Annotated in this window: 19 protein-coding genes; 17 read left to right on the plus strand and 2 right to left on the minus strand. The window is 51.8% G+C overall.

What is annotated here, in order from left to right; all coding sequences use genetic code 11:
- Positions 1–201: 201 nt before the first annotated feature.
- Both BN3910_RS07930 and BN3910_RS06940 read left to right on the plus strand, forming a co-directional pair.
- Complete coding sequence (locus BN3910_RS07930) at positions 202–1425, plus strand: hypothetical protein (RefSeq protein ID WP_066925855.1); 1224 nt, start codon at positions 202–204, stop codon at positions 1423–1425.
- Positions 1426–1550: 125 nt separating this feature from the next.
- Complete coding sequence (locus BN3910_RS06940) at positions 1551–3476, plus strand: cell wall-binding repeat-containing protein (RefSeq protein ID WP_066925858.1); 1926 nt, start codon at positions 1551–1553, stop codon at positions 3474–3476.
- A gap of 254 nt (positions 3477–3730) precedes the next feature.
- Here BN3910_RS06940 and BN3910_RS06945 read toward each other — a convergent pair whose 3' ends face one another.
- Complete coding sequence (locus BN3910_RS06945; RefSeq protein WP_066925861.1) at positions 3731–4513, minus strand: G5 domain-containing protein; 783 nt, start codon at positions 4511–4513, stop codon at positions 3731–3733.
- A 1383-nt stretch (positions 4514–5896) separates the two neighbouring features.
- Here BN3910_RS06945 and BN3910_RS06950 point away from each other — a divergent pair.
- The 6 genes from BN3910_RS06950 to BN3910_RS06975 all read left to right on the plus strand — a co-directional run bounded on the left by BN3910_RS06950 (position 5897) and on the right by BN3910_RS06975 (position 11395).
- A complete protein-coding gene (locus tag BN3910_RS06950) occupies positions 5897–6760 on the plus strand; it encodes a hypothetical protein (RefSeq protein WP_066925864.1) in 864 nt (287 codons plus the stop codon).
- A 243-nt stretch (positions 6761–7003) separates the two neighbouring features.
- Positions 7004–7957: a hydroxyacid dehydrogenase gene (locus BN3910_RS06955; RefSeq protein ID WP_066925867.1), complete on the plus strand. Its 954-nt coding sequence runs from the start codon at positions 7004–7006 to the stop codon at positions 7955–7957.
- Positions 7958–8216: 259 nt separating this feature from the next.
- On the plus strand, positions 8217–8879 hold the full coding sequence (locus tag BN3910_RS06960; protein ID WP_066925870.1) for an HAD family hydrolase: 663 nt from the start codon (positions 8217–8219) through the stop codon (positions 8877–8879).
- 58 nt (positions 8880–8937) lie between these two features.
- Positions 8938–9255 carry an Asp23/Gls24 family envelope stress response protein gene (locus BN3910_RS06965; protein ID WP_066925875.1) on the plus strand — a complete coding sequence of 106 codons (318 nt, stop codon included), beginning with the start codon at positions 8938–8940 and terminating at the stop codon, positions 9253–9255.
- An 8-nt stretch (positions 9256–9263) separates the two neighbouring features.
- The gene (locus BN3910_RS06970; RefSeq protein WP_066925879.1) at positions 9264–10685 is read left to right on the plus strand and encodes an MATE family efflux transporter; all 1422 of its coding nucleotides are present in this window, start codon (positions 9264–9266) and stop codon (positions 10683–10685) included.
- A 284-nt stretch (positions 10686–10969) separates the two neighbouring features.
- The gene (locus BN3910_RS06975; RefSeq protein ID WP_066925882.1) at positions 10970–11395 is read left to right on the plus strand and encodes a hypothetical protein; all 426 of its coding nucleotides are present in this window, start codon (positions 10970–10972) and stop codon (positions 11393–11395) included.
- A gap of 645 nt (positions 11396–12040) precedes the next feature.
- Here BN3910_RS06975 and BN3910_RS06980 read toward each other — a convergent pair.
- Entirely contained in the window at positions 12041–14245 is a 2205-nt protein-coding gene (locus BN3910_RS06980) for an alpha-amylase family glycosyl hydrolase (RefSeq protein ID WP_075968010.1), read from the minus strand.
- Positions 14246–14386: 141 nt separating this feature from the next.
- Here BN3910_RS06980 and BN3910_RS06985 point away from each other — a divergent pair, with 141 nt between their 5' ends.
- The 9 genes from BN3910_RS06985 to rsmI all read left to right on the plus strand — a co-directional run bounded on the left by BN3910_RS06985 (position 14387) and on the right by rsmI (position 22790).
- Positions 14387–15475, plus strand: a complete 1089-nt coding sequence (locus BN3910_RS06985; protein WP_066925885.1) for a 6-phosphofructokinase — start codon at positions 14387–14389, stop codon at positions 15473–15475.
- Positions 15476–15573: 98 nt separating this feature from the next.
- Entirely contained in the window at positions 15574–16497 is a 924-nt protein-coding gene (locus BN3910_RS06990; RefSeq protein WP_066925889.1) for an SH3 domain-containing protein, read from the plus strand.
- 24 nt (positions 16498–16521) lie between these two features.
- The gene (gene nadE, locus BN3910_RS06995; protein ID WP_066925891.1) at positions 16522–18507 is read left to right on the plus strand and encodes an NAD(+) synthase; all 1986 of its coding nucleotides are present in this window, start codon (positions 16522–16524) and stop codon (positions 18505–18507) included.
- Complete coding sequence (gene tmk / locus BN3910_RS07000; protein ID WP_066925894.1) at positions 18507–19139, plus strand: dTMP kinase; 633 nt, start codon at positions 18507–18509, stop codon at positions 19137–19139. Before nadE ends, tmk begins: the two co-directional genes overlap by 1 nt.
- A 23-nt stretch (positions 19140–19162) precedes the next feature.
- Positions 19163–19489: a cyclic-di-AMP receptor gene (locus BN3910_RS07005; protein ID WP_066925897.1), complete on the plus strand. Its 327-nt coding sequence runs from the start codon at positions 19163–19165 to the stop codon at positions 19487–19489.
- Positions 19486–20415 carry a hypothetical protein gene (locus BN3910_RS07010; RefSeq protein ID WP_066925900.1) on the plus strand — a complete coding sequence of 310 codons (930 nt, stop codon included), beginning with the start codon at positions 19486–19488 and terminating at the stop codon, positions 20413–20415. The genes BN3910_RS07005 and BN3910_RS07010 overlap by 4 nt, the downstream gene beginning before the upstream one ends.
- A 31-nt stretch (positions 20416–20446) precedes the next feature.
- Positions 20447–21568 carry a PSP1 domain-containing protein gene (locus BN3910_RS07015; RefSeq protein ID WP_075968012.1) on the plus strand — a complete coding sequence of 374 codons (1122 nt, stop codon included), beginning with the start codon at positions 20447–20449 and terminating at the stop codon, positions 21566–21568.
- Between the two features lie 88 nt (positions 21569–21656).
- The gene (locus BN3910_RS07020; RefSeq protein WP_066925903.1) at positions 21657–21827 is read left to right on the plus strand and encodes a DUF362 domain-containing protein; all 171 of its coding nucleotides are present in this window, start codon (positions 21657–21659) and stop codon (positions 21825–21827) included.
- An 87-nt stretch (positions 21828–21914) separates the two neighbouring features.
- Entirely contained in the window at positions 21915–22790 is an 876-nt protein-coding gene (rsmI, locus tag BN3910_RS07025) for a 16S rRNA (cytidine(1402)-2'-O)-methyltransferase (RefSeq protein WP_066925906.1), read from the plus strand.
- Positions 22791–22894 lie beyond the last annotated feature (104 nt).

Consider the following 22894-nt stretch of genomic DNA (forward strand, 5'->3'; position numbering starts at 1 on the left):
CAAAAAAAGTAGCCCCGGTCGTTACTTTTTTGTAATAAAATTGTCCCGAAACGCACTTTACCCGTTGACAAGGCTACAGTGAATTGGTATTATCAGCTTGTAAATCAAGAAGTTTCAGAGATTTCGGAGCTTCACGGATTACATGCACAACCATAGCAGTTGATGTGTAAAGCAGGTTGAACTTATTACGGAGGAAAAACTATGAAAACGAAACGTATTGTTGCTTTGGCGCTGGCCAGTGCATTGGCATTAGGCGCAGTAGCCACCCCGGTTTTGGCCGCCCCCACCGCTACGGAAGTGAAGGGTCTGACCTCTTCTGAGGCATATGCAAAGATTATCACTGCGCAGCAAGAAGTAGTTAAAGAAGCGCAGAAGAAATTCGACGATGCCAAGAAGGACGAAGCCAAGAAAGCAAAAGAATGGGCTGAGGCTAAAGACGCAGTAAAGGATGCGAAGCTTGAGGTTATTGAAGCGCAGCAGGCGATTGATGCGGCTAATAACCAGATTGATTATTGGACGAAAAAGCAAAAAGAGAATCGCGATCACAAGGATACGTTAGAGCTTGACTATGCCGAGAAGTTTGAAGGACTCGGAAATACGCTTGAAGATGAGAAAGCCTATGGACGTGCCATTGAGATTGCTGAAAAAGAGAACACTGACAACGGTGCCCTGGCGCAGAAACTTAAGGATGCTCTGAAATGGTTCCAAGATAATAAAATTGAAGAACTCAACAAACACGATAAATGGTATACAAAGAGCATCGAACTCAAAAAGGATGAGTTAGTTCAGTTGAACCAGACGAAGGCTTATAAGGATCTTCTGTTGAAAGAAGCGGAAGATGCCGAGAAAGCCGCTCAGCTTGCTTGGGCTCAAGCTTTCCAGGATATGGAAACGCTGGAAGACGAACTCAATCTGAGAAAAGTTGAGCTGGACAAGATCAAGACCTTCCAGAGAAAAGCAACGGAAGAAATGATCAAGGGCGAAACCAATCCGAAATTGGCTGAACTGGCCGCGAAAGATTATGTCGCTTACTGGCTGGCAAAACTGGTTTATGATGAGGAAGTTCTCCTGCCTGAGACGGTGAAGAAGCTGAACCTTGGCGAAGAAATCCTGAAACAGTACCATGATATCCTCGGCGACGAAGAGACCATGGAACCGAAAGATTCCGAATCGCAGAATACGGATGCGCCGAAGCCGGATGAAAAACCGGACGTAAAACCGGAAGACAAACCGGACGTAAAACCGGAAGACAAACCGGACGTAAAACCGGAAGACAAACCGGACGTAAAACCGGAAGACAAGAAGGAAGACAAGAAAGACGAGAAGAAAGTCGCTCCGAAGACCGGTGACATCGCTGTTCTGGCGTATGCCGGATCCGCTGTACTTGCTGCTGGTGCCTTTGTTGCCTCCAAAAAACGCAAGTAATCAGGGTTGAATAACGCACTGCTATTGGTGTGAATGAAGAGGGTTGTCCAATACGTGGAGCAACCTCAAAGGGGGGAGGTTCGAAAGAATCTCCCCTTTTTTATCGAAGAGTGAAAGGAGAGCCCATGCAAGCAAAACGAAAAATAAGCTTGTTGGCCTTCGCCTTGGGCGCGGCACTGACGTTAACGAGCGTCTTTGCGCCGGGTGCCGGAGCGGTGGCCGAGAAATTTCAGATTCAGCGTCTGGATGGCGCACGCCGTGAAGACGTAGCGAAAAAGGTAAGCGACACCTTCTTTACGGAAGGAAAGAAAGCGGATAAGGTGATTTTGGTCAATGACATGGCGTTTGCGGATGCCATCAGTTCGACCAATATTTCCCAAGGCAAGTATCCCATTCTCTACACCAAAAAGGACGCCATGCCGGCGGCTACCATTCAGGTGTTGAAGAACCTGAAGCCGTCACAGGTCTACATTATGGGCGGTACGGGATCGGTCAGCGAGAGTGTCGCTGCAAGTGTACAAAGTCTGACGGGAACGACGCCGATTCGTGTCGGTGGACGTGACCGTTACGAAGTAAGTGCCAATGCGGCAAAATATTGCGGCAAAGTCGATCGCATTGTGGTGACGACCGGTCAGGTTTATTCCGATGCGTTGGTGGCAGCGCCGTATGCGCATAAAAAGAACGCGGCCGTTTTACTGGTCGGCGCGCAGTTCCCGACAGCAATTCAAAATTACGTCAAGACGTTGGGTAACGTGGCGTGTGAAATCATCGGCGGTCCGGGCTCCGTTCCGGAGTCGTATGCCAATACGCTTCAGCGCTTAACGGGTTCGACGCCGACGCGCATTACAGGCGCAAACCGCTATGAAGTCAGCGCAGCAGTGGCGAAGCAGAACTTTGCCGATGCCAAGCAGGCGTTCCTGGCGAGTGGAGAGGTCTTCTCGGATGCCTTGTCTGCGAGCTCGGCAGCGCAGCAGCTGAACGCGCCGATTCTTCTGGTACGTAAAGATCAGACTTCCAGCGATGTGGCGAGCTATCTTAAGGAGAACAAAGTCCTTGCAACGCTCTACACCATGGGCGGTATCGGTACCATCAGTGAAAACAACCTGACGAGTCTGAACAAGACGTTGGGCGGTCAGGATGAGAATCCCGGCTATCCGCAGGAAAAGAAGCCCGGTCGCGTGGTCGATGTAACGAAACTACCGACGGTTGTGCAAGAGGCATTGAAAACGCTTGAATCGGATATGTCGACGGAAGGCGCAACCGAGTTTGTCGCTAAACTCAATTCGCTGCGTAAGGATGCCGGCTTAAAACCGTTAACGTATGATCCGAACTTGAGCATTGAGGCGGCATATCGCCTAATGTTTGCGCAGAAGACAGGGATGTTGCCGACGGGCGGACAGTATTGGTCGGGCGATGAGTATTATCGCGTATCAGGCCTTTTCGGTTATGATCCGGATTTGATGGGCAATCTGAATCGCGTATATCTCAACAACGGCGGATCGGGCACGATTACCGCAATCGGTCTTGCCAAGTATAACGGTGCGTGGAGTTTCTACTTCGGCGGTAACTTCAACGATCCTAACATTGATAATTCCTATCGTCATATTCTTAAGGGAACCTATGAAGATGGGCAGATTGATCGCGTGTTGAAGCTGTTGAATGAGCAGCGTGCGGCATACGGCGCAACGCCGGTCTCCATTGATCCCGTTTTGGCGAAGTTGGCGAAGTCGCGTGCGCGTGAAGCGACGGGACTGATGTCGCACATTCGTCCGGATGGGTTGAAGTATACGGAAGAGTTCCAGAGAAAGGGCATGTATACCGCCATGGGCGAATCGGTTGCTTCGGTTCCCTCTGCGCAGGATTTCATTGATGGATTGATGAATCATGCTCCGCATCAGCACACCGTGGTAAACCCCAAGTATACGCATGTTGGTATCAGTGTGTTTTCGGCGGAAGACGGACGTCTCTATTGGGAAGTCGTCTGGGGCGCTAAAGATACGAGCTATGATCCGAACTTTGAGCTGAAGGATCTGTCGCATCTATATCGTTAATCACGCATTGCGCATCTGCGTAAAAGCATAAGAAAAACAGCACGGCTTGGCCGTGCTGTTTTTTGATTGGAGAAAGAGTTGTTTCGGTTCGCGTTGCCTGATTCACGTGGCGAAAGTAATCTAATACCGCTACATCCTTACTGCCAACATCGATTTCCTGGAATCGACTTGTGCTCATGCGCGTTGTGCTCATGCGCGTGACCGTCGCGATACACGCTTACGGTCGTGCAATAACTTGCCGGCTATTGCAGCGTTTATTCGACGATGTTCGGTACAAATTCGGAGACTTCGGGCGGTGCAGGTTCTTCCGTTTCTTCGGATTTTTCGGGTGGCGTAGGCTCTTCCGTCTCGCTTGGCTGCGACTCAGGTGGCGTGGGTTCTTCGGTTTGGGCCGGCGGTTTGCTTGAGGAGGGCGGTTGAGGCTCTATCGGCTTTTCATCGGGATCCATCGGGACGATGCGAATCTCGGGAACGCTCGACGATTGCGCTTTCGAGGAAGATGAACGCGAGGAGCTTTCGTCCGCGTTTCTGTCGTCTTTTTCGAGTGCTTTGCTGTCGGCTAAGATGCGCAGAACCAGCTCGGACGGCGTGGAGGTCGTGGTGATGACGGCCGGCTTTACGTATTTACTCGCTTTTGGCTGGGAATAGCCGATAATTTCGCGGGCGCCGATTTCGTCATGATCCGGCGTGGGCGCAATCTTCACAATGGCTTCTATCGGTTTTTTCAACACCTCTTCGGCACGCGCTTTGCGCCCGACTTCACGGCCATCGCGATATTGCACCTCGTAGGTGATTTTGCTCTTTCCGCGTTCGCCTTTTTGCACAATTTTATATTCGCCCGCCGGGATGGATGCATCCACTTCGGTGGTAACCGGAAATTCTTGTTCCATGATTTCCGTTATCGTTTTGGTTTCTTCTTTGCCGGCACTGCTTTCTTCTCGATGGACGTCGACCAGCTCAAAGCCGGGATTGCTGGTGCAGGCAGTGAGCACGACGCCGGTCAGTGCCAGGGCGAGGAGTAATCGTTTTTGTTTCATCTGTTCCTCTCTCTCTTTTCGGCGCCCATGCGAGCGTCGCTATGCAATAAGTATACACGATGAGCGCACTCTGTGCATACCTTCTGTGTTCGTAACGGTGCTGTTCAGGTTGCGTGTGTAGCGGCGCTGTATTTAGGCGGTGCGCCGCTTGGAATGCCGTTGGCGGCGCGGGTTTGAAAGCGGAGCGCCGCTTGGAATGGTGATGGCGGCGCAGTTTGGCTTATAAATTATGAGCCACCCTGGCTGAGCGGAGTAAGTGTCGCAGCCAGGGTCAATTTTTTAGCTAAATCCCGGCTGGAGAGACAAAATATAGGCAGCCAGGGTCGATCTGCCCCTTTCGGCCCTGGCTGGAAAAAACGCCGCATCGCAGCCAGGGTCTCTTCACGTCTGCGAAACCCCGGCTACAAAAAACAACATGTACCAGCCAGGGCCTCTTCACTTCTGCGGAACCCTGGCTGCGAAAAACAATGCGTGCCAGCCAGGGGCAAACACGCTCTGTCGAGCCCTGGCTGTGAGAAACAACGCATGCCAGCCAGGGTGAAGAAGTGGAGCGCCGCTGGAACCGTTGCTGGCGGCGCGTTAACCGAAGAGGAGCCGCCTTCGGCGGCGTTCTGAATCGCCGGCCTGCGGCCGGCTCCTTTTTGTTGCCTTGTCGCCATGATGTTGTAGAAACGTCTATTTCTGCCTTGACAATTCATTTGGCGATTAGGAGATTGCCGTATATTGTTTCTAAAAATGCGAAAAGTGTAAAAAGGGACACGAATTTAGCTATAGAAGCATGAGCTTTGTATCCCGAATTTTGAAAAACGAAAAAAAGGATACATCTCTCCGGCTTTATCGAAGGAAGCTGTGTCCCAAAAAGCAAAAAACAAGATCAAGGATAAGATTTGTCGGATAGGACACATAAACCATGCTTTTCGTTCATTAAATCTTGCTTAATAGAACAAATGCACGCCAGTCAGAGTCACGCATACCATACCGAAACCTGGCAAACGGAATAAACTCACGCCAGTCAGGGTCAGTGATACGAAACAACAAATGGTATCTTCACATCACTACGTTGAGCATTCATTATTATCAGCTGAAAAAAACAAAAGTTAATGAATAGTACTGTTTTTTACGACCATTAAAGCCTTCTGTGCCTTTAATGGTCTGGAAGGCTTTGTTTAATTATAGACGAATGCGTTTCTCGTTTAAAATCCCAATAGAACCCTTCCTGCTTTAGCGAAATTTGCTTTAAGATTTCATTTCATCAAATGCCATAGATCCCCCTCCTGCTATAATTCAAGTTACTTCTTTATTTTATTATTCAGTCTTTAAGCAGTTCTATTAACTTATTCCGAAAAGCCGTCCAATTGTATTTCTACAATGACGCCGGGGAGGATGGCGAGCTCTATTTGTGTTGGAGAGTGGTTAGGCGTAAACTGTCTATGCACAAAAATTCGATTTAAAAACGATGCAGATAAAACTATGCAGATAATTGACAGAAAGGTCGTTCTTATGTGTCATGATTCAGAAAAAAGCGGAAATATAAATGCGCAATACCTGTATAGCCACTTTGAAACGAAATTTGACGAGATGTATAGGAATAAGAAATCGAATGAACATGCTTTTTCCATATGGCTAATATCATACGGCAAGACGAAGACCTTTAAATTACATATTATTTTCTTAATAGCTATAACACTTGTGGTGATTGCTCTCAACACTCATTTTCCTAATAATAAGAATGATCGTTTTTTCAAAGGCGTGTATGCAATTGTGATTGGCTCTTTTGCATCATTTTCTTTTGCAGACTATTTTTTAAATCATACAGAAAAAGAGAAACAGATCGCATCGGATGCAATTGATGACGTATTTCATGATATAAACATAAATATGAATGAACGCGCTTTGGAGATGATCATAGAATCAAGCCGGTCTATTGGGTCAAGAGAATTCAAGGCCTTAGATGAAATGAAACGAATTATATCCAAAATGGATATCCGGTCGATGTTAATGATGTTATTAGGGATTATTTTCGGATGCTTTTCATCAATAATGTCTAAAAAAAGCGAGAAATCCTTCACAGAAGATTTTAGCTATTTAGTGATCGCTTATATAATATGCATCCTATTAGCATATGCAATAAATGTAGTGGTATATTTTGCAATAAAATGGACACATAGAAAAACGGACTTATATATTGAAGTATTAAAAGATAAGAGGTTTACGCTGATCTGTAGAGGCAATGGTATCAAGGATTAGCTGTTGAGTTAAAGCGATTGATATTGCTGTAATATAGGTTTAAGTTTTCGTGGTTAACAACCTCGTCCCTGATTGAGAGAGCAAAGATCCAACATTAAGGAGCAGTCCCATCCTTCAGGAGAACGTTTGACAATGACGTCCCGTCATGCTACCTTAGAAGTGTAGTGGATCGTCCGATTTTGGGCGATTTTTTGCGCCTTGAGAAGTCCTGGCGGGCCAACGTATGCACGAAAGGGGAGCGAAATGACGAAAGTATTGGTAACGGAAAAAGTCCATCCGGACGGAATTAAGAAGCTGGAAGATGCCGGTTATGAGGTGGTTTGGAGCAAGATTAAGAACTTGACCGACACCGAGACGATGGTGAAAGAATTTGCGGATGTAGATGCTGCGCTGATTCGTATTGCGGAAATTCCGGAAGAAGCCATCAATGCGGCGAAGAATCTGAAGATCATTTCCAATCATGGCGTCGGCTATGATAACTATCCGTTGCCGTTGCTGAAAGAAAAGGGAATTAAGCTGACGACGACGCCGGGCGCGAATGGTCAGGCAGTTGCCGAATTTACCGTCGGTTTGATGATGACTGTTGCATTGCAGATTTCGCAGTCTTCCCGCCGTTATCAGAAGGAAAGCTGGGCGGCACGCTCCAACACGCCGATGGGCTATTCGATTAAGGGCAAGACCCTCGGTATTTTGGGCTATGGACGCATTGGTCGTGCCATCGGCGACATCTGCATGAACGGTTTCGACATGAAGGTGGTTGTGTACGATCCGTATGTCAAGCGCAACGATGACCGTGTCACCTATGTGGATACCGTGGATGAAGTCCTGAAAGTGGCGGATTTTGTCACGCTGCACTTAATGCTGACGGATGAAACACGTCACATGATCAGCGATCACGAATTTGACATCATGAAGGAATCCGCTGTGCTGCTGAACTGCGCGCGCGGCCCGATCGTGGATGAAGAAGCGCTCATTCGTGCGCTGGACGAAAATAAAATCTTCGGTGCCGGCCTCGACGTTACCGAGGCGGAACCGTGCGATCCCGAGAGCCCGCTCTTCAAGCATGAACGCGTCGTGTTGACCCCGCACTTTGCCGTCAAGACCAATGAATGCGAATCGGCTGTCTGCACGATGGCTGCGGAAAACATCATCAACTTCTTTAACGGTAAAGAACTGGTGGGCGAAATCAAACTGTAATGCCCTGCACAGCAGAAGAAAACGAACCGTAAAGGTGCCCGCGCCGCTTCGGCGACGCGGGCGCTTTTTCTTATGGTATACTGGAAAAAAGTTTCCCTACGGCGCTTTTGACGGCATGCGTGTGAATGCGTCGGACGACGGTGCACCGCGAAAACGGTACAGCGGATGCCCGCGAACGCGCCCGGGGTTGGTACAAAAAGGATGTTAAACGTCGAGACACTGCAAATCTCGCGATAATGGGCAATAAATAGGAGGACGGATGAAAGCCATATTATTTGATATGGACGGTACGCTTTTAGATTCGCAAAGAGCTTGGTATGAAGCGGAAATGGGCTATTTGCGTGATCGGGGCGTGGATGAAAACGATGTGGATTATGAATTTCTGCTTACCGCGGGAACGCAGGGGGTAGTGGAGTATCTGAACGACCGGATGCAGTTGGATTTAGATGCCGGCGCACTTCGACAGGCAGCGCTCGATGCGATGGAACACTTTTACGCAACGGCGGTGATGCCCAAAGAAGGCGTTCGAGAAATGCTGGACGTGCTACAGGGCTTGGGTATTCCGATGGCAATCGGTTCGGCGACACCGGTGGAGCTGTGTGAATTGGCGCTGGATACGACAAAGCTGCGCTCCTATTTTTCCTTTGTGCTCAGCTCATCTGCTCTCGGCATCGACAAGAGCGACGCACGATTTTTTACTGTGGCGGCAGAGCGCCTCGGTGTTCGCCCCGAGGAGCTGGTCGTTTTTGATGATGCTCTGTTGGCGTTGCGTGCAGCTCGGGAGGCGGGTTGTCACACCGTAGGCGTCAAGGACGAAGGATATGATCAGGATGAAGATGCGATTCGCCTGGAAGCGGATGCGTTTTTGTATTCCTTTGCCGATTGGCAAACGGAAGAATGGGCAAACGAACAGGCATTTTGAGGATGCGCCGCGTGCGGACAAAGCATGTTTTGGTGTGGACGAAGACGGGAGGAGAAAAATGAAAGAGTTTGAAGGAGGACGCTGTCTGGTGTCCAATCGGGTTATTGATCAGATGCTCGCGCTTCGGGCTGCCGAGGTGGACGGCGTATTGGCGGTTGCCGGATTTGATGCGGAATCGGGAACGCTTCGCCGCGGCTATGAGCGCTACATTACAACGGAAACGAAAGATGGCGAGTTGGCCACCGAACTGTCCATCATGGTGGACAAAGATCGTGTGATTATCAAGGTTGTGCGCGATGTACAGGAAGCGGTGCGACAGGAAGTGGAAGCCATTTTAGGTTTGACTTGCCGTCGTGTGGATGTCCATGTGCTGTAAGTAAACCCATGATGCATAAGAAACGACAACCCTTACATTTGCTTGAGGGGCCGATTTTACCGCTGCTTGTGCGGTTTGCGGCTCCTTTTGTCATGACGTCGCTCTTTACGACGGTGTATACGCTCACCGATCTTTTTTGGGTGGGGCAGGTTGCTTCGGGTGATGCCGTCGCCGGTATCGGTATGGTCGGCTTTGTAACGTGGATGGCCGATGCGATTGCCACCGGTGTGCGCACCGGTCTGGGCGTGGTGACCGCTAAAAATTATGGTGCAGGGAAAGACGAAGAGACGCTTTCCGGCATACTTTCTACCGGATTCCAAGTGGCACTCATTGCATCCGTTGGATTTTTTTTGTTTGCCCAAGCGACACTTCCCGCCTTTGTACGCTTTTTTGGTCTCGGTCCGGCTATTTCGGAGGTGGCCACGCGCTACGGGCGCATCGTTTATATCGGCATGTTGTTTAAAATGCTGCATTTTTCTTATGCACAGGCATTTCAGAGTTTTGGTGATTCGCAAAGCGCGTTCTGGATTAACTTTTGCGGGCTGGTTTTTAATGTTATTGTCGATCCTTTGCTCATCGTGGGCATCGGCCCCTTCCCGGCACTTGGCGTAGAAGGCGCGGCATGGGCGACGACGCTTGCCCAGGTGGGGGTGTTTTTTCTCTTCCGTATCGTGGTTTCCCGCATCGGCAAACAGATGACCTTTGCGGAAAATCCGCTCGCCGTGTTGCGGCGCATACGCTTTTTCTCGCCGATGGATCGGTTGGTTGCGACCGAGGTTGTGCGCATCGGTCTTCCCGTGGCACTTCTAAGCGGAACATTCTGTATCATCAATCTGATACTCAGTCGTATGCTTGCCGGCATCGGCGCCCTTGCCGTTGCCATCACGACGATCGGCTCCCAGCTGGAAAGTCTGAATTGGATGACTGCTGACGGGTTCGGCGCGGCGCTAACCGCTATGACGGCGCAAAACATCGGCGCGACGATGTGCGGCGGTTCGGCGCAACAACAGCGCGTCAATGCGATTATGCGAACGGGAATTCGCCTGATGACAGCGATCGGGTTGGCCATCATGCTGCTGTTTATGTTCTTCGGACGTCCCATTTTCTCGTTGTTTTTGCCCGGGCAAGCTGACGCCATTGCCATGGGCGGAATGTATCTCGTGATTTTTTCTATTTCCGAGCCGTTTATTGCTTTTGAGTCCGCAGCTACGGCCTGTTTCAACGCGTTCAGCAAAAGTCTGCCGCCGGCAATTAACTCGGTGGCGTTTAACCTTCTGCGCATTCCTCTGGGTTTGCTCTTGATGAAGCCATTTGGCGCTTACGGCATTTGGCTGGGCATGAGCCTGACGAGCCTGGGCAAGGGGGTAGTGATTGCTCTGCTCCTTCGTGCGCATCAACCGCGCTTTGCGCAAGCGATGGAGAAGGCGTGATAAATCGTGACTCGCCTTCATCGCGGTGGAAGGCCATAGGAAGGAGCCGGTCGGTAGGTGCCCAGCTCCTTCCTATGGCCGTTAGCTGTGATCGCGACGGTGACGTCGGCAGTGCTATAAGCTGTGGTGATGGTGGTGGCTTTGGGTGATGGTTGGTGGTCTTGGCGATGGTGGTGGTTTGTCGAAAACGGGATTCCACCACCAACATAGTAAGGCGGTGCCGACCTGCGGTCGGCGGTTGGGCGCCGTTCAATACCATTGCGGCGCCAAGAAGGAGCCGGCCTATGGCCGGCGATTTGAAAACGCTGCCGAATGCAGCGATCCTTCTGAAAACCGCGCCGCCAGCGGCGGTTCAAGCGGCGCTCCGCTTTATTTTTCATTGTGTGTCACCGAAATCGTGTTTGTTTTGCAATTATCGCGAAACCACTCTACCGACGTATAGACGGGTGTGGGGTGTTTTCGTCTTTTTCGGCCATTCCCCTCTACCGAATCGCGAGCGGGTGTGGAGTGTTTTCGTCTTTTTCGGCCATTCCCCTCTACCGAATGACGATCGGGTGTGGAGTGGTTTTGCGTTTTTTGGTCATTCCCCTCTACCGAATCGCGAGCGAGTGTGGAGTGGTTTTGCGTTTTTTTGGCCATTCCCCTCTACCGAATCGCGAGCGGGTGTGGAGTGGTTTTGCGTTTTTCGGCAATTCCCCTCTATAAAATAAGGAGCCGGCCTACGGCCGGCGGTTTAAAAACTCGCCGAAGGCGACTCCACTATAATAACCATGCTGCCAATGCTGATTGTAGCGCTCCACTGCCTCGACCCTGGCTGTGGAAAGGTTCATCTCTTAGCCAGGGGAAAAATGGGGCGATCGCCCCTGGCAGGCATACGTCATTTTCTGTAGCCAGGGATTGAAATCGCGCGCTGACCCTGGCTGGCGCACAATATTTTCTACAGCCAGGGCTTGGTGAGCAAAAAGAAACCCTGGCGATGACACTTTGTTTCACTCAGCCAGGGTTACGTCGCAAAAAATCGACCCTGGTAAAGGACCGTTGTTTCTCTCAGCCAGGGTCTTGCACATTTTGTAAGCAAATACCGCGCCGCCACCATCGCACCGAGCGGCGCACCGCATGAAACCGCGCCGCCACCATCGCACCGAGCGGCGCACCGCATGAAACCGCGCCGCCACCATCGCACCGAGCGGCGCACCGCATGAAACCGCGCCGCCGCCATCGCAACCAGCGGCGCACCACCTTGCCACCGCGCCGCCTACGCCGCATCCAAGCGGCGCACCGCCTTGTCACCGCGCCGCCGCCGTCGCTTCCTGCGGCGCTCCACGCGAAAACCGCACAAACGCCGCGCCGCTTCTTTACTTCTTCTTGGCCTTCGCTGCGCGCAGTGCCTGTTTGGCCATTTCTTCGGCGCGGCGCATTTGATCGATGGCTTGCTGCTCTTTTTCATCTACCGGAAGGGATTCCTGCTCATCGACATCCAGGTCGACGACCTGTTCCTCTTCGGGCGGAAGCTTCTTCAAAACGACCAGAGTACGGCTGGGAAGATAGAGGGTCAGTCCCTGATCCCAGTCAATGTCATCCATCGGTTCGGTGTGGTAGAGTACGTTTTCGGGAATGCGATCGTATCCGCCATAGTCTTTGCGGTCACTGCTGAAGACTACACGATAGGTGCCTTCTTCATTGGTCGGGAAACGCAAGCTCTCGTACGAGTTTTGGGGATGGAAATTGTAGACAAACAGCAGATTGTTCTTGCGGTAGACGATGACTTTGCGATCTTCATAGATGCGGATATATTGCAACCCTTGAGGACTGAAGACCTTCTCCTTTTTCGCAAAACGAAGCATATCTCGGTCAAAGGTTGAGAGATAGCTGTATTTTAGCTCATCATCGAGCATAAGATGCCACTGGCGCCGGGCATAATGGAAACTCCAGCCGTTGCCTTCCCGGGGAAAATCTATCCATTCCGGATGGCCGAATTCGTTGCCCATAAAGTTGAGATAACCGTCCTGTCCGGTTGTCAAGGTGATGAAACGCATCATTTTGTGCAGGGCGATGGCGCGGTCGATGATGAAATTGTCGTCGTCCTTGCGCATGTGCCAATAGGCCTGCTCATCGGCCAGCCAGAAGAACAGCGTTTTATCACCGACCAGCGCCTGATCATGGCTTTCGGTATAGGCGATTTTTTTCTCTTTCGGGCGGCGCGTGGTCAATTCATAGTAGATTTTGTGCATGGACCAATCGTAATCGTTGGTCTTCATGAGGTTGATCCATAAGTCCGGAATGCCCAGGGAAAGGCGATAGTCAAAGCCGATACCGCAGCTGTCCGGGGGAAGGCACAATCCCGGCATACCGCTCATATCTTCAGCAATGAGTACGGCATTGCGTTTGATCTCGTGCACCAGCTCCGTGGCCAGGGTCAGATAAGAGACGGCATCAATGTTGGTATTGAGCGAGAAATATTTATCGTAGGAATCAAACGCCGTGCCAAGACCGTGGTCATGAAAGAGCATGGAGGTGATGCCGTCGAAACGGAAACCGTCCAGATGGTATTCTTCCAGCCAGTATTTTAAGTTGGAAAGAAGGAAGTGCAGCACTTCCGGTTTTCCATAATCAAAGCACATCGAATCCCAGGCACGGTGGAAGCCGGCATCCCCCGAAAGGAAAAACTGTTCCTGCGTGCCGTCGAATTGATTGATGCCCTCCACGGTATTTTTCACGGCGTGGGAATGAACAAGATCCATGTATACGCTCAGCCCGAGCTGATGGGCGGAGTCGACGAGATACTTAAAATCATCCGGTGTACCGAACCAGCTGGAAACGGCGAAGAAGTTGGAAACATGATAGCCGAAGCTGCCGTAATAGGGATGTTGCATGATGGCCATAAGTTGAACAGCCGTGTAGCCGGCACGTTTGATTTTCGGCAAGGTAAATTCCACAAATTGACGGAAGGAACTGATAACGCCCTCTTCCTGCGCAATGCCGACGTGCGCTTCATAGATCAGTGGCGCGCCTTTTGCCGGTCGAAAGTCATGATCATCCCAGGCGTATTCCTCTTCCGGAGCCCAAATAATGCCCATCCAGTCAACAGAACCGTCGGCATGTACTTCCTGTTCGACGCGGCGGCAATAGAGAGGAATCTTAAAGTGGTCTTCGTAATCGTATTGCACCATGACCTTGATGCGCTGGCCATGCTTGAGAGCGTCGTGGCCTTCGAGACGGATTTCCCAATCGCCATGTTCATTGCGATGCAGAGGATGGGTATAGCGTTGCCACTGGTTAAAGTCACCCACTAAAAACAACAAATGTGCGGCAGGAGCCCATTCGCGATAGACCCAGCCGGTTTCCGTGCGGTGAAAGCCATAATAGTGATGGCCGTTAGCGAATTCACTGAGGCTACCCTCTTCGCCCAACAAAAGATGCCGTTTGACTTCCAGGTTATCCATGCGGAGTTTCAGGTCATTTCGATACGTATTGAGCCATGGATCAAGATGCAGAATTTTTTCCATCGCTTCTTCACGCCGATCTTCAAATCCCTTGTGACGTAACTCTTTTGCCGCCATACGTTGCTCCCTTCCGGATTGCTTCTTCGGGTTCATGCAAACAGTATATCACGTCCGTCTGTCTTACGGCATCAAGGGTGCGGGAACGTGGGGGCTATGATAAAATAACAGCGAAATCAGGCAGTGAACACGGAGGAAACCATGAAAAAAAGAATTGGAATTTTAACCAGCGGCGGCGACTGTCAGAGTCTCAATGCCACTATGCGCGGTTTTGCCAAGGCAATGTTTCGCTTAAACCCCGATACGGTTATTTATGGATTTGTGAACGGCTATTGGGGACTGATGTATAACGAATATCTCGAGATGACGCCGGATCAGTTTTCCGGGCTGCTGACACGCGGCGGAACCATACTGGGCACCAGCCGCCAGAGCTTTAAGGAAATGGGCAATCCGGATGAAAACGGAATGAATAAAATTGAGCTGATGAAGGGAACCTATGCACGCCTGAAACTGGATGCGCTGGTCGTTCTGGGCGGAAACGGATCGATTAAATCGGCACAGCTTCTGTCCGAAAACGGGTTGAATGTGGTAGCTTTGCCCAAGACCATCGACAACGATCTATTCGGGACAGAGCTGACCTTCGGTTTCCACTCCGCTTTGGAAGTAGCGACCAATGCGATTGACTGCGTGCATACCACCGCCGCTTCGCACAGCCGCGTGTTCATCGTCGAAATCATGGGACATAAAGTGGGTTGGCTGACACTTTATGCCGGCATTGCCGGAGGAGCCGACATCATCCTGTTACCGGAGATTCCGTATTCTGTAGATGCTATTTGTCGTGGCATTGCCCGTCGCCGCAGTCAGGATCATCGTTTTACCATCATTGCCGTCGCGGAAGGCGCAAAATCGGTGGAAGAAGCGCAACTGAGCAAAAAAGAATACAAAAAGACCATTTCGGAACGGGATGCCACCTCCGTGGCCTATCACTTAGCGGAAGAAATCGAAAAGCATATTCAAGCCGAAGTTCGCGTCACCGTTCCCGGACATATGCAGCGCGGCGGATCGCCTACTCCTTATGACCGCCTGGTGGCGACACGCTGCGGTGCGGCAGGCGCAGAAGCCGTCATGAAGGAAAAATTCGGTGTGCTCGTGGTATTCAAAAATGGCGAAACCGGAACGATTCCGCTCAGCGAAACAGCCGGAAAATTAAAGGCCGTTCCGACGGATCATCCGCTTATTCAGGAAGCGCGTGCCGTGGGCATCAGCTTCGGGTCGGAAGACGATGAATAAAGATGACAAAAGACGATGAATAAAGACGACAAAAGAAGATAACAAATGAAGACGACAAATACGGAAAGAACGAATACAAAAGCGAAAGGAGGAAGAGGTTGCGAAACGAGGACTATAAGCCCATTCCCAGAGATGATCGAACGAGACGCCTCGAACGACCGCCCGCCAATGGAGGAAAGGGCTCTGAGGCGTATTTGCGAAAGATAAAGCCCATCCGTCCGGATGCGCCGAAAGTGAAGTCGGCAGAGGAGAGCAACGCCAAAAAAACAAAAGCGAACGGTACGCAGAAGCCTCTTCCGCGAGGGAAAAAGAGTGACATGCCGGCGATGGATGCCCTCATTCGGAAATCTGAAGCGGACGAAATGCGTAAGCGGCGGGAAGCGGAACAACGTCGACGGGACGCCGAAAAGCGCCGTCGGGGCGGAAGTTCGAGTGCGGCTCGGCCATCCATGAACAACACGGGGAGCAAATCGCCCAACGGCCGTCCTATGCGGCCCGGAGAGAGCGGCGGCTCATCATCCGCAAACCCGGTCGTTTCACGCATGATCCTCTCGGTGGCCAGCGTCGCCTTTTTGCTGCTGATTCTCTGGCTGATGGCCTCTTTCTTTATCGATGCGATGAGCGATCGTACCGCACAAGTGACACCGGAATCTTCTTCGATCGAGCAGAGCGATACGGAAGCGCCGCAGGAGACGTCTGCCGCGCAAAGCAGCGAATCTGCGGCAGAATCTTCTTCCGAAGAGGAAAAAATCAAGCCGCTTACGGAAGGGGATGCAGATTATCAGAAGCCGGACACCTGGATTGGAAAGACCTTCCTGGTGGAGGATGACGCTAACGTGCGAAGCGATGGTGGTACGCAGAACCCCATTCTTTTCACGGTGAATCCGGGAGATCAATTTATGGTCAAGAAGGCGAAAATGGTGGATGATGCCGCTTGGGTACAGGGTATTGCGCTGAAAAAAGACGGCACAAAACAGGAAGGTTGGATTTATTCGTACTGCCTCGGCTATCAGCCACAGTAGTGCGATGCGAATGAGGAGGAATTCATGCGAGGTTGGATACGTGTAGCGGCGGCGGTTCCGCCGTTGCATGCCGGCGATCCGCAGGCCAATGCGGAAGAAATTCGGCAGGTGCTGATGGAAGCGGAGGAACGGCATGCAGATGTTGTCGTGCTTCCTTCGTGTGCGCTGACCGGTGCAACGCTGGGCGATCTTTTTTTCATGCAAACGCTGCAATCGGCAACGGAAGAAGCGCTGGATACACTACTTGAAGCAAGTCGCAACACCCATCCCGCGTTGGTGATCAGCATTCTGCGCATGGAGCAGGGAAGAGCGCGAGAACACGTCGTGGTGGTGCAAAATGGAACGCGCCTGGACCATGATCGTTTCTCCTTCCACAATCGCTATGACGGTTCCCTTCTGTGCCGTTGTGCGGTCTCTACGCTTACTACCTCCTCTTTTTCCAAAGTGTATGACGCGCTGGAGCGGGAAGAAACGGATCTGCTGCTCCTTCCGGCGGCGATTCCCGCTCGGGCAGGACAGGCGAAGCGTCTTGTGCAAGAGATAACGGCGCTTTCTGCCCGCGGTGTCGGTGTCGCGCTGGCCTGCGCGGGAGAACAGGAAACGGGCATCGATACACTTTATGCGGGTGATCGTCTTCTGGCAGAAAATGGACGTATAGTGGCGGATGGCGGAATTCTGGGGCGCGCACCATCGTTTCCCGGCGTCGTTCGCGCGACAAACTCGTTTGATCGCGCGGAATTGCCTTCCGGCGAAGATCGAGCGCTTGACGACAAAAAACAGGTTCTTCCCGATGCGGTGATCGGGGAACGTGCGATTTATTACGATTTTGACTTGGACGCGATAGCAGCGACACGCGCGGAACAGGCAACTTTGGATGAAACGGTGGCAGCAAGCGAGGAAGCGATGTCGCGTGTTCAAGATGCGATCGGAAAGGCGTGGGATGAGGCGGAAATGGCGAACCGCAATGCCTCTTCCTTCCCCATGACGCCGCGTCGACGCGCGGAATGGTGCGCCGTTGATCCGGCTCCTTTTGTGGTGAAAACCGAAGAAGAGAGCGAAGAAATCCTGCAAATTCAGGCACGTGCGCTGGCACGCCGGATGCGACACGTTCGAACGCGGCAAGCGTGGATCGGGTTATCCGGTGGCCTGGATTCGACCTTGGCGTTTTTGGTGACACTGCGCGCCTTTGCCCTCGACGGATGGGATAAACAGGGCATTCATCTCGTCAGCATGCCGGCGTTCGGTACGGGAAAGCGCACCCGCAGTAATGCGGCAACGTTGGGTGAACTTTCCGGCTGCGATTTCCGGGAAATTTCCCTTACACCGGTATTACGGCAGCACTTTGCGGATATCGGTCTTGCGGAAGACGACCGTTCCGTAGCGTTTGAAAATGCGCAGGCGCGGGAACGCACACAGATTCTGATGGATTTGGCGAATTTGCATGGCGGTCTTCATATCGGGACGGGCGATTTTTCGGAAAGTGCATTGGGGTGGTGCACTTTTAACGGCGATCACATGGCGATGTTTAACGTGAACGCTTCCATCCCAAAGACCTTGGTACAAGCGTTGGTCGCCTATGAAGCAAAGCGTTTGCCGGCGTTGCAGGCGGTTTTAGAAGATATTTTAGAGACGCCGATTTCTCCTGAGCTTTTGCCCGGCGAGGAAGGCGAAATTGCGCAGAAGACGGAAGAGGTCATCGGACCCTATGCAGTCCATGATTTTTATCTCTATCATTTCCTGCGCTACCGTTATGCACCGGACAAGTTGTTGGCGTTAGCGCAAAAGGCGTTTGCCGGGGTGTATTCGAATGCCACCCTGCTCTTCGTTTTGCGCAAGATGCTTTCGCGCTTTTTCGCTTCCCAGTTTAAGCGTTCGGTCATGGTGGATGGTATTGCCGTCGGTGAACTTTCGCTTTCTCCGCGCGGCGGATGGCGTATGCCCTCGGATGTGCAGGCGACCGCATGGCTTGCGGCGGTGGATCGTCTGGAGGAAGAAGAGGAGGAATGGTGATGCGCGGCTTTTTTATCGCCCTTGAAGGTTCCGATGGGTCCGGAAAGACCACAGTACTGAATGGGATTAAGACGCATTTTGCCAAGCAGGGCATTCCGGTGCTGTATACGCGCGAACCGGGCGGCACGCCTATCGCCGAAAAAATCCGCGACATTTTGCTGGATCCGGCGCATCAGGAGATGGCGCCCATGACGGAAGCGTTGCTCTATGCCGCGTCGCGTGCGCAGCATGTGCGCGAGGTCATTTTGCCGGCATTGGCCGAAGGCAAGATTCTTCTCAGCGATCGCTTTGTTCTCAGCTCTCTGGTCTATCAGGGCATCGCGCGCGGTGTTGGCCTGGAAGAGGTGGCGGCGATCAACCACTATGCCACAGAGGGGCTGAAGCCGGATTTGACGTTGTTTTTGGATGTCGATCCGCTCACGGTGTTGCGCCGAAAAGCCGATCAGGTCGAACAGGATCGCTTAGAAAAAGCGGGTGACGCTTTTTTTCAAAACGTTTATAATGGTTATCAACAAGCGCTGGCAACGATGAAAAACGTGGTGATTGTGGATGCCGCAAAACCGTCGGATGAGGTGATTGCCGAGGCGTGGAAAGCGATTGACTGCGCGTTATCGCGCCGACCGAAAGAATAACGCATACAGAAAGGAGTCCCGCGATGAAATTATTGATTTGTATTGTTCAAGACAGTGACGCTGCATCGCTAACCGAAGATCTTGTGGAAAATCAATTCCGCGTGACGCGCCTGCCTTCCACCGGCGGATTTCTCAAGAGCGGCAATACGACCTTGCTTTTGGGTGTGGAGGAGGTGCAAGTGGAAGAGGCTTTGCGCATTATTCGTCGCAACTGTTCCCGTCGCAAAACCATTGCGCCCATGATGAGCCCGCAAATTGATCCCAGCTCCTATTCGTCGATTCCGATTGAAATCGAGGTGGGCGGGGCGACCGTTTTTCAGTTGGATATTGACCAGATGTATCGGCTATGAGTAGAAACGATTCGTCCGCTTTGCCGGCGGATTGGGTTCGCCTTTTTCCCGCCTCTTCGGCGGAGGTTTCCCATGCCTATATTATAGAAGGCAATCGACAGGATGCCTTAGCTTTTGCGCGTGCGTTGTCGCGTCATTTGCTTTCCGAGGGAAGGGACGGATCCGCTCTAACCGAGGAGACGTTTTCGTTTCGTGATTTGACGGAGGAAACGGAAGAGAAGATCTCGATCGCGATGGTGCGCTCGCTGACGGCTTCGCTGTATCAACAGCCGTTGGCGAGTCGCTATCGCGTTTTTTTGCTGGATTATGCGGATCGTATGCGTGAAGAAGCGCAAAATGCGCTCTTAAAATCACTGGAAGAGCCGCCGGCCTATCTGGTTTGGATCCTGGTTGCGCAAAACAGCCGAAAATTGCTGGCGACCGTGCGTTCACGTTGTCGCCTTCTTTTTGTTCCGCCGCGAAACACGGGCTCAATCCTTTCTTCGACCACAGTGTCCTCTTCTACACCGGAAGAAGGTCCTCTACCGGAAGAAACGTCGACTGTGACCTTGTTGACGGAAGAGGAAGAAAAGGCACTGTTCGGTTTGCTTCGTGGCGGCTTTTCCGGGCAAGGAGCGGCGGTATTTGATCGTCGTGACCGTCTGCTTCCGTTAACGGAGCGCAAAGGGGATTATCTTGAGGCTGTCCATGCCGCTTTGGCGGATATGTTACAATACAAAAGTATAGGAAACGATTTAATCGTATCGCCGGGACGTCGTGCCCGTGTCCATGCGCTTGCGGAAGAAGTGACAACGAGTGCAATCAGTGTTGCGCTTATGCAAATAGAGGAATTAAGTCGCCTAATTGAAGGAAACATCAATGTGACGATGGCTTGGGAGCACTTTTTTTTGCACCTCGGGCGAATCGAGGAGAGCGCAAAGAAATAGATAAACGAAAACAGATAGTGGAGGAAAACGAATGACAGAAGTTATCGGCGTTCGTTTTCAACGCTCCGGTATGATCACCTATGTGAATCCGCAGGGTGAACAAGTCGCGAAGGATGAAGATGTCATCGTTGCAACCGATCGTGGTGTTGAATACGGAACGATTTGTATAGAGAATATTACACTTCCTGAAGAGCTTTTGCCGCCGATTGATGCGTCGCTTGTGCGCAGGGCGGATGAAGCGGATACCCGGACAATGGCGGAAAACGGTCAACTTGCCCAGGATGCGCTGGCCATTTGTGCGCTTAAAATTGAAGAGCACCGTCTGGCCATGAAGCTTGTGGACGCGGAATATACATTTGACCGCGATAAGCTGATCTTTTATTTTACGGCCGAAGATCGGGTGGATTTTCGCTCATTGGTGCGTGATCTCGCCCAGAGTTTTCATACGCGTATTGAATTGCGCCAGATCGGTGTGAGGGATCAGGCCAAGATGATCGGCGGTTTAGGACAGTGCGGCCAACCGGTCTGTTGCCGGCGCTATATGCGCGATTTTGTGCCGGTTTCCATCAAAATGGCCAAAACGCAGGGTCTTTCGTTGAACCCGACGAAGATTTCCGGGGTATGCGGACGTCTGATGTGTTGTCTCAACTACGAACAAGAGCACTATTTGAGCAATACGAAGCGTGTTCCCGCAAAAGGCACGCTGGTTTTAACGGAGGATGGTCAGGGCTACGTTGTCGATCGGGATGTCCTGCAAACGCGCGTGCGGGTGCATGTGTATAAAGCGGATGGTTCCGAGGATGAGAAGTATTATCCGGTACCGGACATTGAAGTACTGGCCAAACGTAAGAAGGGCCAACCGCGTCCGGAATTGCGGGATGAGCGGGAACTGGATGAACATGAATTTATTCCCGAGGGACAAAAAAAGCAGGAACGTCGACAAGCACAAGAGAATCGTGGTGATACGGAGACGTCCGAAGTGGCGGGATGTTGTGGAAATTGCGGTGCTTCGTCCCGTAACAATGCGGCGGTCGTAATGACGTCCGAGGAATCGGTGGAAAAAGAAAAGGAAGAACCGAGCGCTTCTCCCGAACGCTATGCGCAAAAAGGACGAGCGAAGGCGCGTCCGCGTCGACGTGGGCGTCGGCACTGATTCTTGACAGGGTCGGGGCGAACGACTATGATAATTTTGTGACAGCTTCGGCTGTTGATGGAGTGAATTTTGTGGAGGAGGATTTGACATGGCATATGTAATTCATGATACGTGTATTGCTTGCGGCACCTGCATCAGCGAGTGCCCGGTCAGCGCGATCAGCGAGGGCGACATTTACGTCATCGATGCAGACGCGTGCATTGACTGCGGATCTTGCGCAGGCGTTTGCCCGACGGGCGCTATCGAACCGGAAGCCTAAGATCAGGCAGGAGGTGCTCATTGAGCACTTCCTTTTTTTGTGTCCAAATGCGGGTGCTGCGCGCTCATGCCGGGGAAGGAGGGGGTTATGATCGAGGACTCATCGACAAAAGACGGAACAGGAATGCTCTATCTTGTGCCGACGCCGATCGGCAATCGCCGAGATATTACGCTTCGCGCATTGGATGTGTTGCGAAACGCAGATGTGATTGCCTGTGAAGATACGCGGCATTCTGCGCCGCTTCTGGAATCGTATGCCATTCGTCGTCCACTTCTTTCCTATCATCAGCACAACGAACAGGTGCGTGCAGAAGAGCTGCTCACCCGTGTACAGGAAGGTGAACAGGTGGCGGTTATTTCGGATGCCGGGATGCCGGGCGTTTCCGATCCGGGCGGGGTATTGGTGCGCAAGGCCATTTCCCGCGGCTTGCCCTACACCGTGCTGCCCGGGGCGTCGGCCGTGACGGTGGCGGCGGTGGCGGCCGGACTTGGGGATGGTCGCTTCGCCTTTTTCGGGTTCTTGCCGCGCAAAGGAAAAGCGCGTGAAGAGACATTGTCCTTGTTGGACACCTTTCCTCTTGCCGCGATCTGCTACGAATCGCCGTTTCGCATTCGTCAAACCTTGGCAGAACTTGGCGCGCGTTGGCCAAAACGAGCCTTCGCCGTTCTGCGGGAATGGAGCAAACAGTATGAGGAGATCGTGCACGTTACTGGTGAGACGGCCGAAGCGATGCCGATCACCGAGAAAGGGGAATTTGCCCTGGTGATTGCTCCTGCGGAAGCACCTTCTTCCTGGACGGATGAAGAAGTGAAGCAGGCGTTACGCGCTAAGATGCAGGAGGGATTGTCCGCGAAAGCGGCCATGAAAGAGGTGATCGCTCTTTCCGGACGAAGTCGAAATGCGGTCTATCAGCTGCGGGAAGAGGCACGTAAGGTCGAAAAGATGGACGACAAAAGCGAATAGATGCTTTAATAGCGAATAGATGCTTCAATAAGGAGAGAAAACCGGAGCGATTTGTTACAATACTGTAACAAATCGCTCTTTTTTTATCGAAAAAGCGGTTGCCC

Source organism: Murdochiella massiliensis (assembly GCF_900059565.1).
Classification (GTDB): domain Bacteria; phylum Bacillota; class Clostridia; order Tissierellales; family Peptoniphilaceae; genus Murdochiella; species Murdochiella massiliensis.